Here is a 16,698-nt window from a genome sequence, read left to right as displayed (position 1 = left end):
CCTGTTTGCGCTTTTAAAGCCTGAATCCATTTCTGTAACTTTTGAAAACCTTCTAGTGAATTGGAGAAAACCATGCGTTTGGCAAGGTCAACCCCACGATCATCCACCGCTCGGGCCACGTGTTTGTGTTTCGCCACGTCCACCCCTATAGCGATCGTGTGTTCATTGGTTTGCATTATTCTTTGATTTTGTGTAGTATCCATAATTGAAGTCTCCCTTCGGTACTTAATTCGAGGTCATGCATGACACTCTCTATCGTACCAAGGGGGCTTTTTTTATGCACACCGCAAACTATTCGATATTTCCTCAAATCGTTTCCCTACAGGAATGCTCCTCGAGCTAAAGCTCTGCGGGGTCTCGCCAGCCAATCCATTCCCGCGGGAGTCTCGCAGCTTCCCAACCACCCCATTCGAAGTATATGATGAACGAACCCCTACGCTCAGAAGGAGAGGCTTCCATCCTTATTTGTGATAGGCATAAAATGCTCTATATAAAGCGATCACGATGATAATACCTGCCTACAAGTATATATTTCTTCACTTCCCTTAAGCATGAAAGGCAGAAGTGGTTTCGAGATACCATCTCACCGATTCCCTCCGCCCCTTTGACATATGAGGTTCTCGAAATCCGCTTCAAAGTAACCTGCCAAGTCCGGGTGAAATCACACCTAAATCCTGTCATTGTAGGAATTTGAGACATAAAATCCCTGTTGTTTGGAGATTGTTTCGAGATTCTTATTACAGCAAGGGGCTTCTGGGGATGGTGAGACTCCTGCGGGAAGAGAGTGCTTGGTGAGACCCCGCAGGACGGCAGTCCGAGGAGGCTCAACGCACTCCCGCGGAAAGCGAGCCATCCCCAGGATCCCCGATCCGCTCATCAAAAGTCTCGAAACTGAGTCATCAACTAAAGGGAGCTTATGATAAAAAAACTAAATGCGTAGATGTGAGGTTTGGCCGTTGCTTTTGATAAGGATGTCGTGTAGAATCATTTCGGGTAACGAAATAATGGAGGGGAGATCAAAACATGAAAGAAGAACAACAAGTACGTAACCCAAAGGGATTATTGATCTCCCTTTGCGCGGTTATGATGATGTCAGTGATGAATGGAACGATGTTCAACATCGCTGTTCCCGATATAGCAAAAACGTATCAACTGATGCCATCGGAAGTCAGCTGGGTCATGACAGGATATATTATGGTCTATGCCGTCGGGGCTCTCACTTACGGAAAACTGGCCGATTACTATCCATATCGAACATTGATTACGTTTGGACTCAGCATTTTTTGTGCCGGCTCTTTGTTCGGCTTTTTTGCTCAAAACTATGGGATGGTCCTGCTGGCAAGAGTGATCCAGGCGGTAGGCGGGGCAATGATTCCGGCGCTCGTATTCTTGGCGCCGATTCGTTATTTTCCGAATGAGCGTGGGAAAGTGCTGGGAATCGTCTCATCTGTCATGGCTTTCGCCTCAGGTGTGGGCCCGATTGCCGGTGGATTTATTGCAGGTTTTCTTGATTGGCGGTATTTGTTCTTAACGTCTGCGATGATTATTATTACTTTGCCATTCTTGCGTAAAAACCTGCCTCAAGAAGAGTCGAAAAAAGGGTACATCGATTATGTCGGTGCTGCTTTAATCGCCGGAGTGATTTCTACGCTTATGCTTGGGATTACCCTCGGGATCACTTGGCTGTTCCTGTTTACGGTTCTGTTCTTTGTTTTGAATTTATGGCGGATGAAGGCGATCGACGAACCATTTATACCTGCTCATCTATTCAAAAGCAATCAGTACAGAGCCACCATCATTACAAGTTTTCTCGGTGTCGTGTGTTTGTTCGGCATGATGTTCATGCTGCCGATCATGTTCCGTGATGCTTATGGACTTGGAACGATGATGATCGGTCTCGTCCTTTTTCCAGGGGCATTGAGTGCAGCTTTGATGGGACAAAAAGGTGGGAATCTCGTCGATTCAAAAGGGAACACGTTCGTTCTTTATATGGCCCTGGGCTTACTAGGGACCGGATTTGTCGTTTTGTCTACACTTGTCGGCGCACATCCGTATATCGTAAGTGCAGCGATCATCATTGCTTACATGAGCTTTCCACTCGTGCAGGCATCGTCTGCTGACATCCTGGCGAACATTTTACACAAAAATGAAACAGGAGTTGGAATGGGAGTGTTCAACCTGCTCAACTTCGTATCCGGTGCTCTAAGTGGCGCTTTGATTGGAAAAGCGCTCGACGTATTCAACCCTAACCAGCCGTTCAACTGGCTAGGGTTTGAAGGCACGACGGCGGTTTACAGCAACATATTCTTGGCGTTTTCTCTTATCATCCTTTTAGGATTTCTGCAGTTCCGGATGAATTTTTACAAAAAAGAACACACGTATGCCCAAAAGAAACCCGCTTCCTTGTAAAAGGAGCGGGTTTCGTCTTATGTATAAAAGGGATGCGAAGGAGTCTCTGGATAGTCGTAAAATCAAAGATGATCACTCCTTCGCTCGGAAGAAGGTGCACGATCATTCGACATTTCCATCGTACAACGGTTATTAAGATAATTGTACAAACGTTATACTAAGATAGAAGTTTCGTTTTCAACCATCGCATCATTGTATTTTCTGCGGCACGTACTCTCCGCAATATGATCCTCCCATTCGTCTTCGATTTCGTTGTAAACATCATCGACACACTCGCCGTCGATGATCATGACGAATGACTCTTCCTTATCCATGAATAGAAAAAATGATAATAATTTCGGAAGGTGCCCAGCATCAGCAATCAGCTGATTTTGATGTAAGTATAAGTCACACCCATTTTTCGAAATCGTTTTGTACACTTTCATAATCTGGTTTGTTTTTAACGGGCGATTCAATGTGATTTGGTAAGAAGACAGCTCATTCACTGTCGTCACCTCCGTAATGTTTTGTTGCTATATCACTACCCCTACAAAACTTATACTAAACATTTTGCCATCATCAATGTTCATAAATCATTTTTCGAGTCATTCCGCCATCAACGGTCACGTTTTCTCCATTCACAAAATCATTCGCCTCATCCGTCAAATAAAAACAAGCTTTTGCAATATCATCGACCGTACCTACACGATTGGATAAGTGCTGGTCATGATCGACATCTCTCAATTCATGAGGATCGCCTGTATGAATCCAACCCGGACTGATGCTGTTCACCCGGATGTTGTAGGGAGATAAAGAAGCGGCCATTGCATGGGTAAGCGCGAAAAGGCCTCCTTTACTTGCCGCATAAGCTTCCGAGTCAGGCTCAGACATGAACGCCCTCGTAGATGCCATATTCACAATTCGTCCAGGAATCTTATCCTTTTTCCATCTTTCAGCTGCATATTTTGAAAAAAGGAAACAGCTGCGCAGGTTTGTATTCAGCACATGGTCCCATTCATTCACGTCCAATTCGAATATCGATTTGAATTCACTAACGCCGGCGTTGTTGATCAAAATGGAAAAAGGCTCTTTTATTTTTTGGAAAAGAATTTCGACCTCTTCTGGATCACTTACATCACAACGCACGAGTACACCATCCACTTCTTTTATCGTTTCCCGACCTTTTTCTTCATTCACATCACAGCCAATCACCCGGTATCCTCTCTCCGCATAAGCTATAGCTAATCCACGCCCAATGCCCTGAGCAACGCCTGTGATGAGTACCGTTTCGTTCTTTTTTGTCATGTTTATCCCTCCCCGGAATCGTTTCCTTTTTCTATTATAGGGTAAACTTCCATAGGAATGTGAAATCAATGACTGTATTAAACGTCGTCTGAAAAGATACTTTCCACTCCAAGCTCTCCGAAAGCTGCGAATCAACGAGTGGAATCTTGTTCTAAGTGGGTAATCATGATATGATCTTTTTTAAAAAATCGGAGGTGATCGTATGAAAAGAGTGACACTCGTCGATGTGTTCAAACATCGCATTACACAAAAGTACTTGCAGCGCTCAGGAATCAACCACGCGGTCACCGTTGCAGGATACGCATTTGATATGGCATTGAAAAAGGGAGTGGACCCTGACCTTGCTACGAAATCAGCTTTGCTCCATGACATGGGGCATTATGAGTGGTACCGGGATGGGAAATGGGATTATGATGAATACCGGAAGTCCGATATCCATGCGATCAAGGGCGCGGAACGGGCCCATAAGCTACTGATCCGTCTCGGCGAAGACCGTCTCGTCGCGAAGGAAGTATCTGTGGCTGTTCTTCTCCACACGGACAGCTACCTGCCGTTTGGTCTTGAAGAAAAAAGAACGCCGCTTCAACATGTTGTAGCGAAAGCCGATGAAAAGGATGAGCAGCCGATGGGGTTGCATCATTACAAACAAATGGACAAAAGCGAAGCATTGAAGCGATTGCATGAATTGGATTTGAAAATCGAAAAATTTTTGCAAGATGATGATGAGTTGGCATAACTTCCTCTGGCCCTTTATACATTGAATCAGAGCAGGGGCGTTATGGGCAGGAATTTTTCTGCCCTTCTAAAAAAGTCAAGAATATTTTGGGAATAGGCTTTACTTTCCGTAAAACGTCCTATATAATTTCCAGTGTAAGGAAAATTTCTCAGAAAGCGAGGTCGGAAAACATGAAAAACTGGATGACACAAAACCAAAACAATTTCATACCATCGACCTGCGCGGAGATCCGTATCTGAGATCTACGACTATTTTATAAAAAAGCACTCATATCAGCCGCAGGAGATGCATATTGTATTCCTGTGGCTTTTTTAGTGGAGAGATTTCTTCGAAAGCCGCAGTATGCCCTGCGGCTTTTTCTTATGCTATCTAAGAGTAATTTTACTCTTTAGATATAAATATTACACTTTGAAATGAGGTGATTTTCATGACGATTCAATTTTTCATTTTTACGATTACCGTCGCAAAAAACAAGCAGAAAAGTTGTCAGCCGTTACCCGGGTACCGACCGACGGCGAAAGACCAGTGGCTTGATCGGAAATCTGCATTCAGCCGTTACATGTAACACCTACAAATATTAAGGAGATGATGACAATGGGAGAATTGCTGAGAATGGCTTTTATGAACTGGTTGAATGTTGAGAAGGATACCGCTTAGCCTCAGTACAAAGAGGAGGAAAAAACATGAGAATCCATATGATTCTTTTTACCATCATTATTGAACGTGCGAATGCCGCCTCTGTCGAAAAATCAAAACGACGCAGCCAGCAGATCGAACAGAAAATCAATGATGTGAAAAGCAAATACACACGGATATAAACCATTGAAACCTCTGCCTGTCAGGCAGAGGTTTTGTCATAAAATCCTTTCTTCCTTGGAACAATAGGAAGGAGGGGAGTGAATGAACATGGCATCAGGGAATAAGAAAATAACGAAGAGTAGTGAGAAAAAGCATGCGCGTAAAGAAGAAAGACGTGGGAAAAAGCAGGATGAGACAGCGATCAACCACGTCGTCAATGTGTACGATCCCATTTAACTAAGACTCAGCCCGGAGCCGTTGCTTCGGGCTTTTAATATTATTTGTCAGATACTGATAAAACACTGAAAACCCTGATATCATAACGAAAACCTTCCAGCGATTTACAAGATGAGTGTTTATTTACCAAACCATTAGGGAAAAGAAGTAAATCATACATACAATCTTTGAAAAAATACGAATATTCCTATATGTTCAAAGGAAGACGTTAGAAAAGGAAGGATCGAAGATGAACTTACATAGAAACCCACTCCCTGTACCACAAGCTGTCGACAGGGTTATGAACTATAATAAAGAAGGAAGGTCCGAAGCCGTTCCTCTTAAGAAAAGTGATGGACGCAGGTTAGCTGAAGACTTACTTGCTACGCATCCTGTTCCTCCTTTCAACAAATCCCCTTACGACGGATTTGCTTTACGCTCAGAAGATACGAAGGATTTATCGAGAGAAAATCCAGGCGGCTTCCGTGTAACGGAAACCATTGGTGCCGGCCAGCTCGCAAGTAAACCGGTAGAAAAAGGGGAAGCCGTCCGTATCATGACAGGGGCAGAGATTCCTGAGGGTGCGGATTGTGTCGCAATGTTTGAAATCTGCCAAACCTATGAAGAACAAGGCGTCTCTTACATGACATTAAAGCGATCGATGGATCAGGACCAGAATATTATCGGTAAAGGATCGGAGACAGAAGAGGGGACAGTGCTCGTCGAGGCAGGCACGCGTATCAATCCTGGTGTCAAAGCACTCCTCGCTACATTCGGGTATCCAGAGGTGAAGGTTTATCGAAAGCCGAAAATCGGCGTTTTTGCAACGGGAACAGAGCTGCTTGACGTAGATGAACCCCTTCAGCCAGGGAAGATCCGCAACTCCAATGCTCCCATGATTTTATCCCAAATCGAACGCGCAGGAGCGGAGGGTCACTTTTTAGGGAAACTGGTGGATGACTTTGACGCTTGTTTTCGTGCGGTTTCCCGTTCTCTAAACGATTATGATCTTTTGATTACGACAGGAGGCGTATCTGTCGGTGATTATGACCTCATGCCGGACATTTATGAAAAACTAGGGGCTCAGGTGCTTTTCAATAAAGTGGCGATGCGCCCGGGTAGTGTGACGACCGTCGCTGAGCTTGATGGCCAGCTGCTTTATGGATTAAGCGGCAATCCGTCCGCTTGTTATGTCGGTTTTGAACTATTCACCTATCCAATCATTCAAAAGTTGCTTGGAAACCCCAAGCCTTTCCATACACGTATCAAAGCAACACTCGGAGAAGACTTCCCCAAGCCGAATCCTTTCACCCGTTTCGTGCGTGGGAAGATTCACTACGAGGAAGGGAAAGTGATGGTCTCTCCAGCGGGGATGGACAAGTCGAATGTCGTTACATCCCTGGCTGGAACAGACGCCTTTCTTGTGCTTCCCGGAGGAACGAGAGGATTTAAAAAAGGAGATGCTGTAGAAGCGATCCTTTTAGAAGATCAAAGCGGACAAGAATATTTTGAGGAGGGGTGATCTTATCGATTCACACATCATTGATCAACTCGGTCGTCCCATCAAGGATTTAAGAATATCAGTGATCGATCAATGCAATTTCCGATGTACATACTGTATGCCGGCAGAAATTTTCGGTCCGGATTATGCTTTTTTACCAAAAGAAGAACTCCTGAGTTTTGATGAAATTGTACGGCTTGCGAAGATCTTCGCCCAATTCGGCGTGGAAAAAATACGCCTGACCGGAGGCGAACCTTTGATGAGGAAAGACCTTGCGGATCTCGTGCGCCGGTTAAAAGAAATCGATGGCATCGAAGATATTGCCGTCACCACGAACGCGGTCTTTCTTGTCAGGCAGGCTCAAAAACTGAAGGATGCAGGGCTTGATCGTGTGAACATCAGCCTTGATGCGATTGAAGATCACGTTTTCCAGGAAACGAATGGACGTGGCATCAAAACGAAACCGGTGTTGAAAGGAATCGAAGCGGCGAGAGAAGCAGGATTGAAAATCAAAATCAACATGGTCGTGAAAAAAGGAATGAATGAAGACCAAATCCTGCCGATGGCGCGCTATTTCAAAGGGACCGGCGATACGCTGCGCTTTATTGAATTCATGGAGGTCGGCAACCACAACGGCTGGAATATGGATGCCGTCGTTTCGAAAAAATGGATCATCGAACAAATCGATCAAGAAATGCCGCTCGTGGCTCAGGATCCGAATTACTATGGAGAAGTGGCTTCCCGTTACCGTTATGAAGATGGTTCGGGAGAGATCGGAGTAATCTCATCCGTGACGGAAGCGTTTTGCTCGAGCTGTACGAGGGCCCGTTTGTCCGCAGACGGAAACTTGTTTACCTGTCTGTTTGCTTCATCCGGGTATGATTTGAAAACCATGCTTCGTGATGGGGAAGATGATGAAACAATTACGGACTATTTGCTCGCGATTTGGACAGGTCGTACCGATCAATATTCAGTCGACAGGGCCCAAGGGAAGCCGATGAAAGAGAATAAAATCGAAATGTCTTACATCGGTGGATAAAAAAAGGTCGAAATCAGTCTTTGCTCCAGTCCTCTCCGTGTTCTATAATGGAGATAATTATCATTCTCGGAGGTCATTCGAATGAAAACCTTTAAACTGATTTCATTGGATATCGTGGAAGAAAAGCATGAGGATATCACTCAAAGACGCATCAAGCTCGAAGATGGTTTGATCATCAACAGGGAAGATGATCACGGTCGTTGGGTGATTGAGGCGTACGTCGATGAGAGTTATCGCGACTTCTTTGAAACGATGAAAGAAAATCAAGAAGAAATCATCATACAAGTGAAGATTACGAAACAAAGCAACCGTCCGGCGACTTTCCTTGTGAAACCGATTGACGTCAACATGATCGGCGACCGTATGAATGTCATTTTCATGGGAACGATTGTAGATCGGCAGCAGGAACAAGTGGAGTGGGTGTTAAAGCAATTGATGGACGAAGGCTATCAGGGAGAAGACCTCTTAGAAGAATTCAAAAAGCGTGGCCAGGAATCAAAAGCATAAGCATAGGGTTGGAGGCGTCTGAATATCAGACGCCTCCGACGTGTGTATTAGTACAAATGTCTTATATTTTTAAAAAAACGGAAGTAATTTGTCGAGCATCCTGCTATACTAATAGTGGTGATAGACATCCATTAGACCTGGCAACATCAAAGGAGTTTTACTTTATGTGGGTGAGAAGAAAGAGCCTGCGATGGCTGAATGACTTATCGCCATTCCAATTAATCGCATTATATTATATGGTCGCGGTGACCATATCCTCTATATTGATTGCACTTCCTGTGGCGCACAGGGATGGGGTCAAAGTTGAATTTATCGATGTTTTATTCACGGCGGTCAGCGCGGTCAGTGTCACAGGTTTGACCACCCTGCCCACAGCGGAAACGTTCAGTACGACGGGTTATTTCATCCTGGCGATCGTTCTTCAATTCGGAGGGATCGGTGTGATGACCTTAGGTACGTTGATCTGGTTGATGCTCGGGAAGAAAATCGGTTTGAAGGAACGCCGTTTGATTATGACAGACCAGAACCAGACGTCCTTTGCCGGGATGGTAAGACTAGTGAAACAAATCGTTATCGTTGTATTGGTGATCGAACTGGTCGGTTTCCTTGTCCTAGGTACGTATTTTCTTCAGTACTATGAACCAGGCGAAGCTTATTTGCAGGGTTTCTTCGGTACGATTAGTGCGATGACGAATGGTGGCTTTGACATCACGGGCCAATCATTGATCCCGTTTCGTGACGATTATTTTGTGCAATTCATCAACATCATCCTCATCATTGCCGGAGCCATCGGTTTTCCGGTTCTGATCGAGGTCAAACAATATTTGATGCAAAATCATGAAGAGAAAACGATTCGTTTTTCATTGTTTGCCAAACTGACGACTTTTACTTTTTTTGCCTTAGTTGTATTAGGGACAATCATGATCATCATTTTAGAAAGCAATCATTTCTTTACAGACAAGTCCTGGCATGAAATTTTCTTTTATGCCTTGTTCCAGTCTGTCACAACGAGAAGCGGTGGTCTCGCCACGATGGATATCAATCAATTTACAGAACAAACCCAGCTGTTCATGTCTTCCTTGATGTTTATCGGTGCTTCCCCGAGTAGTGTGGGAGGGGGGATCCGGACGACGACATTCGCTCTTGTAGTCATCTTTGTATTGACCTTTGCCAGAGGCGGGAACAATATTCGATTGTTCAGAAGAGAAGTTCATCCAGAAGACTTGAATAAAGCGGTGGTCGTCACGATCGTCGCCTTATTCGTCTGCTTCAGCGCTGTTATCACTCTGACCATCACAGAACCTTTTACACTGAATGAACTCGTTTTTGAGGTCTGTTCGGCGTTCGGAACGGTTGGGTTATCCCTCGGCATCACGCCAGGCCTGTCTTCCTTTGGAAAAGTCGTGCTTATGCTGCTCATGTTCTTAGGACGTATCGGATTATTGACATTCTTATTCTCATTCAAGAAGCATGACAAAGCTCAAGGGAAATTTCATTATCCTAGAGAAAGAATCATTATTGGTTAGAACACAGCTGTTTAGGGGGCACACTTATGTCGGATCGTTTGAAAGAGCTTGCATTACCTATAGATGATTGGATTTTTCAACAAATGAATGATGCCCTGCTTTTTGTAGATGAAGAAGGGGAACTGCTTCGGTTCAATGACAAAGCGGGAGAATTGATCGACGGGGATCTCCAGTCACTCGTCGATCTCCTTGATTTTCATCAACTGAAAAAGGAAGAAACCCCGAAGTTGGTGGATCTCCCCCCATCAGGAGGTCCGTTGTATAAAGTTCAATGCCGGGAAGTGGAGAAAAACAGCTCCCTTTACGCCATTTTTCTCCAAGCCGTCCCGATGCTCGATCAAACGTTCGAAGTTAAGAAAAAGATGAGTCAACGGTTAACGGTTCCATCCGAGGGGATGGTCATTCACGAAAAAGGAAAGATCATTGATTGTGATGACACGCTTGCACACATGTTCGGTTACGAAAAAGAAGAACTTATGAAACAGGACGCGTTCACGCTCACAGAAGAAGGTGAACACGAAGCGCTGCACAAGCTTTTTCTTAGCTACCCTGAACAGCCTTATGTGCTGAAGGCGATTAAGAAAGATGGGACCCCTTTTTATATCGAAGTCCTCGCCCACCCTTATCCTCAGGACGATCGTGTTTTACGCGTGGCGATCGTTCGGGACATTACTGAACGTGTACATAACGAGAAAAAAATTGAATTCATGTCCTATTATGATGAACTGACGGACCTTCCCAACCGCTATTACTTCATGGATATGGTCAAAGAGGCGATCGAAGAGAAGGACGGGCTTGCTGTCCACTTCATCGACCTTGATTATTTCAAACAAATCAATGACACCCTCGGTTATTCTTTCGGGGATGAACTGTTGAAAGCATGTGCTTCGCGTTTGAAATTGCATCAGGATGCAGATACGTTCATTGCTCGTATGGGTGGGGATGAGTTCCTTGTCCTGCAGAGGCATGTGAACCATCAGACCGATGCAGAGTCATTGGCGCAAAAGCTGATTGAAGCTTTCCGGAAGCCTGTCGTCATCGACGGGTATGAGTTGTACACATCCGTAAGCATTGGAATCAGCCTTTACCCGGAGCATGGAAAGACAGCTGGAGATCTTATCAAGCAGGCAGACAGTGCGATGTACACCGTCAAAGAAAAGCATCGCAATGATTATCTTTGCTATAACACATCGATCAGTGAAGAGTTTGAACAAATGCTTTCCATCGATTCAGAACTGCGTAAAGCCTTAAAAGGCAATCAACTGGAACTGCATTATCAACCACAAAAAAGCATACACACAGGAAAAATCGTCGGTCTTGAAGCTTTGATTCGCTGGAACCATCCGGAAAAAGGAAGGATTTCTCCGGCGACCTTCATACCGGTCGCAGAAAAAAATGGCCAGATCTTCGAAATCGGTGATTGGGTCATACGGGAAGCGTGCCGTCAAAATAAACAATGGCAGGAAGAAGGGTATCCGGCAGTCATTGTTGGTGTGAACCTCTCAGCTCTGCAGTTTTTACAAAAGGACCTTGTCCATCGGGTGAAACAGATACTGAAAGAAACCGGCCTCGACCCGATGTATCTGGAGCTTGAAATTACTGAATCCATGGCGATGACCAACGAAGAGTACATCATCCAAACACTGAATGAACTCCGGAACCTAGGAGTCCATGTCTCCATCGATGATTTCGGCACGGGATATTCATCACTCAAATACTTGAGCCGTTTTCCTGTGAGTAAGTTGAAAATCGATAAAGTTTTCATCAGTGAAAACCAGGAGCAAAACCAGGCCATTGTTAAATCGATCATCCACATGTCCCATTCATTGAATATGAAGGTGATTGCAGAAGGCGTAGAGACCGCCGAACAATGGGATTTTCTTAAAAGTGAAAAGTGTGATGAGATCCAAGGGTATTTCTACAGCAAGCCACTGCCCGCTGAGGAGTTGATCACCGTTTTCGAAAACAAACCGGTCCACTAATTAAAAAGGACACAGCCGATAAGGCTGTGTCCTTTTTTAGGAAAAAGAATAAAGATGAGTCTTTTAAAGAGGGGAGAGGGTTGTCTTTTCTCCCATCCTCTCTCAGCGTCTACCTCTACTTTCTCCATAAGACGCTGGACAAGTTTGGTGGAAAGGACATCCTCCCGTCCCTCGTCTTATGCTTGGCGTTTCTTTTTCAAGCACAAATCAGTGGTTAGCAGTAAAATGCTGCACCTACGATGATCAATAGGATGAACAATACGACGATCAAGGCGAAGTTATTGCCGTAACGTCGTGGTCTGTGGCACCGTCTTCCTCCGTAAGGATAGCCTCCGTACATAAGCTCACCTCCTGTTGTTACATTTGTAGCCTATGCACGTGGGAGGGGCTGTGTATGGTCATCTACCCAGCTTCATCAAATCATGAAGGTCGGGGGCGAAAGTTTTGTGATTTTACTTTTTTGGTGCATGTTGTCCGACTGTTGCTCCTGGTGATGATCACACTGATCCAGCTCCTCACACCAATGGTTCAATTGTTCGTTGCTGTATTGGTTGTGTGGTGGGTGATGGGTCGAATGGGAAGGGTAATAAGGACCGGAAATCCTTTGATTTGAATACATAACCATGCCTCCTTCGCCCATATTATCCCCTCGATTCCCTTTATTATCCTTGTCATAAAACCACCCTGTACCGTTAGGAGGAATATCAAGAAACAGAAGCGAAAGTAGTACTTTACTGAAGTAGAGGGTTATAACATCCGCCTGAAGGGTAAAAAATGAGTATAAAGAAATGGAAAAATTGGCAGAGCACATTGGTGAAGTTGGATCAATGGCTGCATTTGTACATATTTTGTATAATGATTGTACAGTAGAAGTTCAAGAGAGAAGGTGGATGGTTATGAAAAAGATCGCCATAATCGGAGCAGGACCTGGAGGCTTAGCCTCAGCGATGATCCTTGCAGCTAAAGGCTATGACGTTCATGTCTATGAAAAACAATCCTATGTGGGCGGAAGGAACGGTCATTTTACGCTCGGGGATTATACATTCGATATCGGTCCGACATTTTTGAGTATGCCTCAGATCATGGAGGAAATCTTTGAAATGTCCGGGAGGAATGTTCACGATTACATGGATTTGAAAGAGCTTTCCCCTATGTATGAACTTCAATTCGACGGAAAAAGGGTGCCGATGTACCGGGAGAGGGAAAAAATGCTTGAGGTGATCGCTGAGCATTTCCCGGGCAATGAGGCGGGTTATGAAAACTTCATGAAGGACACAAGGGAAAAAATGCAGGCACTCATGCCACTTTTACAAACGAAACATAACAAGCTGACCGACTATATGAGTAAGCGGGCGCTGAAAGCACTGCCAAAGCTTTCACTCGGCAAATCGGTCTATGATGTCCTTTCCGATTACTTTACTGATGAACGGCTGAAAATTGCGTTCACATTTCAGGCGAAGTACTTAGGCATGTCGCCGTGGGAATGTCCGGGAGCCTTTTCCATCCTCTCGTACATGGAACATGAGTGGGGAGTGTTTCACCCGATCGGAGGGGTCAATCAACTGTCGAAAGCGATGGCGGAAGTGACAGAGGAACACGGAGGACAAATACATTTGAATGAGGGTGTGCAGAAAATCAATGTATCAGGTAAGGAGATAACGGGGCTTGTCCTCGACTCCGGGGAAACGGTACACGCGGATGAATATATCATCAATGCGGACTTCGCTGAAGCGATGACCCGTTTAGTCGATGACGGTGTCCTGCGCCGCCATTCCAAAGAAAAGCTTCAAAAGAAGAAGTTTTCATGTTCGACGTTCATGATCTATGTTGGTCTTGACAAGGTGTACGACATGCCGCATCATACCATTCTTTTTGCAGAAGATTACCAGAAGAATGTAAATGAGATGACGAAAGACCTCGTGTTGTCCGACGAGCCGTCCATCTATATCCATAATGCTAGCGTGACCGACCCGACGCTTGCACCTGAGGGTCATTCAGCCGTTTATATATTAGCTCCTGTTCCAAACAATTATTCTGAGATTGATTGGGAGGATAAGCAGGAAACATTCAAATCATTAATCTATGACGAAATCGAGAAAAAAACAGGGTTCACAGATATCCGCAGCCACGTCGTTGAAGAAAAAGTCCTCACTCCGAAACAGTGGGAGACCGATCATTTTGTCCACCAGGGTGCGACGTTCAGTCTTGGTCACCAACTTTCCCAGATGATGTACTTCCGGCCGCACAACAGGTTTCAGGAACTTGATCATTGCTGGCTCGTCGGTGGGGGAACCCATCCAGGAAGCGGATTGCCGACCATCCTTGAATCGGCCAGGATAACGACCGGATGGATCAGGGAAGAGGAGGTGCAGCCGATATGACAACAACGACGATTGTCGGCGGAGGCATTGGCGGTCTTGTAACGGCTCTGCTTTTATCCAACGACCCTGACCGCAAGATCTCCATATATGAAAAGAAAGACGTGCTCGGAGGCAGGCTTACGTACGAACGGCATGGCGAGTTCAAAATCGACCAGGGTCCCACGATCGTTCTTCTGCCTGAGATGCTTCTAAGTATTTTAGAAGACGGCGGCATTTCCAGGGACCGTATTCCATTGATTCCTTGCGACCCTCTCTATAATATCCATTTTCCTGACGGGACGACGTTCAACAAATATTCAGATACCGAAAAACAAAAAGCGGAATTAAAGGAAAAGTTCCCTGGCAATGAGATTCATTTCGACCGGTTCTTAAGCGATATGCGGACACGGTTTTTACAGGGGAAAGCGCAGTTTCTCGAAAAATCGTTCGTAGACAAGCGAACCTTTTTCTCCCGTAAAAACTTGAAAACATTGATCAAATTAAAAGCTTACCAGAACGTTAAAAAAATGATGCGCAGTTATTTCGATGATGAGCGTCTCGTCGAAGCCTATACGTTACAAACGTTGTACATCGGAGGTCATCCGGAACAGTCGCCGGCGATGTATTCGCTCGTGTCTTACAGTGAACATGAGCACGGCATCTGGTACATGAAAGGCGGCTATGCTCATCTTGTTGAAATCATCGAGGAAGAGTTGGAAAAAAGAGGGGTTCATATTTATAAAGGAATGCCTGTAGAAGGTGTAGAAACAAACAAGGATAGAGCATTATCCATAACGGCAGGAGGAGAAAAAATCAAGTTCGATGAATTGATCTTGAACGGTGATTTCCCTCTGATGGACAAAATTATGCCCGCTGAAAAGCAGCTTCAACGGAAATATACTCCTTCCTCTGGTTGTCTCTTACTTTATATGGGGCTTGACCGCACGTATGAGAATGACTCCATCCACCAGTTTTTCATGTCTCGTGACTTTGACCGCCATATGCGTCAAGTGTTTGTTGAAAAGCAATTGCCGGATGATCCGTCATTTTATACCTTCCATCCGTCCTTAGTGGATCCTTCTCTCGCACCTGATGGAAAAGGTGTGCTCTACACATTGATTCCTGTGCCGACAGGAGAGTCGGTGGATTGGGGGAAGAAAGACCAATTGATTGAAAGCATCATCGATGAACTGGAAGCACGCGGGTTTCCGGGCTTGAGAAAACATATCGAATGGATGCACGTCCGAACCCCTGAAGATGCTGAACGGGAAGGTTTGTTTGCAGGAGGCAGCTTCGGAATCGCGCCGACTCTTTTCCAATCCGGGGTGTTTCGACCGCAGCTGCAGCCGTATGCGTTAGGGAATGTGTATGCGGTTGGAGCTTCGATTCATCCAGGCGGTGGTGTTCCAATTGTCATGCAAGGAGCAAAATTGTTGGCAGATAATTTGCAATATGGTGTTAAAGAAAGGCATAATTACAAGCGAGGTGTTTAGTGATGACGGACTTGAACCAAGCATACGATCATTGCCGCGAAGTAATCGAAAAGCATTCCAAAACGTTCTCAAAAGCATTCGCTATGCTTCCCAAACAGCAGAAAAGAGCGGTTTGGGCGATTTATGCCTTTTGCCGTCGTGTCGATGATATCGTAGATGAAGGAATTAACCCAAAAACAGAACTCGAATCTTTCTCCCAACAATTTGATCATTTCATGGAAGGGAAGCTTGAACTTAAAGACCCTTCTTGGATCGCGCTCGATGATGTGTTCAGACATTTCTCCATCGATCCTGAGCCCTATTATGACATGATCAAAGGTCAACGCATGGACCTGTATCCGACCACCATCCGTACGAAAGAGGATTTATTAGATTATTGCTATCATGTAGCAAGTACCGTCGGTCTGATGCTTCTCCCTGTCATTGCTCCAGGAAAAGTCGCCGCTCTCCGCCAAGGAGCGATTGAACTCGGCTACGCCATGCAAATTACTAACATACTAAGAGATATAGGCGAAGACATGGAGATCGACCGTATTTACTTACCACAAGAAGTGATGGACTATCATGGCTACACTTTTTTTGACCTGAAAAAGAAAAAGGTAAATCAAGCCTTTATCAGCATGTGGGAAGACTTGGCCGCCGATGCCGAAGCCTACTATGACAAGGCGATGAAAACATTACCTGATTACCCTTTGTATTCACGCACACCCGTAGGAGGCGCCGCCAAAATGTATCGGGCCATCCTTCCGACTGTAAGAAAAAACGGATATCAAGTGTTCAACCATCGCAATTACGTATCAGATCAAGAGAAGAAGCAGATCATTGCAGACATGCAGTGATTCTGCTT

18 protein-coding genes are annotated in these 16,698 nt (G+C 45.0%); 13 read left to right on the top strand and 5 right to left on the bottom strand.

The features are described from left to right. Positions 1 to 203: IS110 family transposase (locus BLS23_RS20045; protein WP_143015309.1), on the bottom strand; the 203-nt coding region annotated here is incomplete at its 3' end. An 820-nt stretch (positions 204 to 1,023) separates the two neighbouring features. On the opposite strand from BLS23_RS20045, the gene BLS23_RS20040 reads away from it, so the two are divergent. After that, entirely contained in the window at positions 1,024 to 2,409 is a 1,386-nt protein-coding gene (locus tag BLS23_RS20040) for an MFS transporter (RefSeq protein WP_089654785.1), read from the top strand. A 152-nt stretch (positions 2,410 to 2,561) separates the two neighbouring features. On the opposite strand, the gene BLS23_RS20035 is transcribed toward BLS23_RS20040, so the two are convergent. Further along, complete coding sequence (locus BLS23_RS20035) at positions 2,562 to 2,894, bottom strand: hypothetical protein (RefSeq protein ID WP_089654784.1); 333 nt, start codon at positions 2,892 to 2,894, stop codon at positions 2,562 to 2,564. 73 nt (positions 2,895 to 2,967) lie between these two features. After that, a complete protein-coding gene (locus BLS23_RS20030) occupies positions 2,968 to 3,693 on the bottom strand; it encodes an SDR family NAD(P)-dependent oxidoreductase (protein WP_089654783.1) in 726 nt (241 codons plus the stop codon). Positions 3,694 to 3,895: 202 nt separating this feature from the next. On the opposite strand from BLS23_RS20030, the gene BLS23_RS20025 reads away from it, so the two are divergent. The 9 genes from BLS23_RS20025 (at position 3,896) to BLS23_RS20000 (ending at position 11,998) form a co-directional block, all read left to right on the top strand. Continuing rightward, positions 3,896 to 4,429, top strand: coding sequence for an HD domain-containing protein (locus BLS23_RS20025; RefSeq protein ID WP_089654782.1), 534 nt, complete (start codon positions 3,896 to 3,898; stop codon positions 4,427 to 4,429). A 427-nt stretch (positions 4,430 to 4,856) separates the two neighbouring features. Beyond that, positions 4,857 to 4,994 (top strand): hypothetical protein, encoded by a 138-nt coding sequence (locus BLS23_RS21890; protein ID WP_167356131.1) that lies wholly within the window; start codon positions 4,857 to 4,859, stop codon positions 4,992 to 4,994. 118 nt (positions 4,995 to 5,112) lie between these two features. After that, on the top strand, positions 5,113 to 5,247 hold the full coding sequence (locus BLS23_RS22190; protein ID WP_279615138.1) for a hypothetical protein: 135 nt from the start codon (positions 5,113 to 5,115) through the stop codon (positions 5,245 to 5,247). Between the two features lie 82 nt (positions 5,248 to 5,329). Further along, complete coding sequence (locus BLS23_RS22185; RefSeq protein WP_279615137.1) at positions 5,330 to 5,464, top strand: hypothetical protein; 135 nt, start codon at positions 5,330 to 5,332, stop codon at positions 5,462 to 5,464. Positions 5,465 to 5,693: 229 nt separating this feature from the next. After that, the gene (locus BLS23_RS20020; RefSeq protein WP_089654781.1) at positions 5,694 to 6,965 is read left to right on the top strand and encodes a molybdopterin molybdotransferase MoeA; all 1,272 of its coding nucleotides are present in this window, start codon (positions 5,694 to 5,696) and stop codon (positions 6,963 to 6,965) included. A gap of 4 nt (positions 6,966 to 6,969) precedes the next feature. Then, positions 6,970 to 7,983 carry a GTP 3',8-cyclase MoaA gene (gene moaA, locus BLS23_RS20015; RefSeq protein ID WP_089654790.1) on the top strand — a complete coding sequence of 338 codons (1,014 nt, stop codon included), beginning with the start codon at positions 6,970 to 6,972 and terminating at the stop codon, positions 7,981 to 7,983. An 81-nt stretch (positions 7,984 to 8,064) separates the two neighbouring features. Then, positions 8,065 to 8,490 carry a YwpF-like family protein gene (locus BLS23_RS20010; RefSeq protein ID WP_089654780.1) on the top strand — a complete coding sequence of 142 codons (426 nt, stop codon included), beginning with the start codon at positions 8,065 to 8,067 and terminating at the stop codon, positions 8,488 to 8,490. Positions 8,491 to 8,654: 164 nt separating this feature from the next. Continuing rightward, entirely contained in the window at positions 8,655 to 10,016 is a 1,362-nt protein-coding gene (locus tag BLS23_RS20005) for a TrkH family potassium uptake protein (protein ID WP_089654779.1), read from the top strand. Between the two features lie 26 nt (positions 10,017 to 10,042). Continuing rightward, a complete protein-coding gene (locus BLS23_RS20000; RefSeq protein ID WP_089654778.1) occupies positions 10,043 to 11,998 on the top strand; it encodes a sensor domain-containing protein in 1,956 nt (651 codons plus the stop codon). 214 nt (positions 11,999 to 12,212) lie between these two features. Here BLS23_RS20000 and BLS23_RS19995 read toward each other — a convergent pair whose 3' ends face one another. Further along, positions 12,213 to 12,338, bottom strand: coding sequence for a YjcZ family sporulation protein (locus BLS23_RS19995; protein ID WP_089654777.1), 126 nt, complete (start codon positions 12,336 to 12,338; stop codon positions 12,213 to 12,215). 75 nt (positions 12,339 to 12,413) lie between these two features. Then, on the bottom strand, positions 12,414 to 12,617 hold the full coding sequence (locus BLS23_RS19990) for a hypothetical protein (protein ID WP_089654776.1): 204 nt from the start codon (positions 12,615 to 12,617) through the stop codon (positions 12,414 to 12,416). Between the two features lie 277 nt (positions 12,618 to 12,894). Between BLS23_RS19990 and BLS23_RS19985 the strand changes: the two genes are divergently transcribed. From BLS23_RS19985 to BLS23_RS19975, 3 genes are read left to right on the top strand one after another with little or no spacing between them, the layout of a single operon-like run. Continuing rightward, positions 12,895 to 14,379, top strand: coding sequence for a phytoene desaturase family protein (locus BLS23_RS19985; RefSeq protein WP_089654789.1), 1,485 nt, complete (start codon positions 12,895 to 12,897; stop codon positions 14,377 to 14,379). Continuing rightward, on the top strand, positions 14,376 to 15,851 hold the full coding sequence (locus BLS23_RS19980; RefSeq protein WP_089654775.1) for a phytoene desaturase family protein: 1,476 nt from the start codon (positions 14,376 to 14,378) through the stop codon (positions 15,849 to 15,851). The genes BLS23_RS19985 and BLS23_RS19980 overlap by 4 nt, the downstream gene beginning before the upstream one ends. Positions 15,852 to 15,853: 2 nt before the next feature. Then, a complete protein-coding gene (locus tag BLS23_RS19975) occupies positions 15,854 to 16,690 on the top strand; it encodes a phytoene/squalene synthase family protein (protein ID WP_089654774.1) in 837 nt (278 codons plus the stop codon). Positions 16,691 to 16,698: the final 8 nt, after the last annotated feature.

Source organism: Halobacillus aidingensis (assembly GCF_900104185.1).
Taxonomy (GTDB): Bacteria; Bacillota; Bacilli; order Bacillales; family Halobacillaceae; genus Halobacillus; species Halobacillus aidingensis.
The sequence above is the reverse complement of the archived record's forward strand: the minus strand, read 5'-3'. Positions and strand labels throughout refer to the sequence as shown.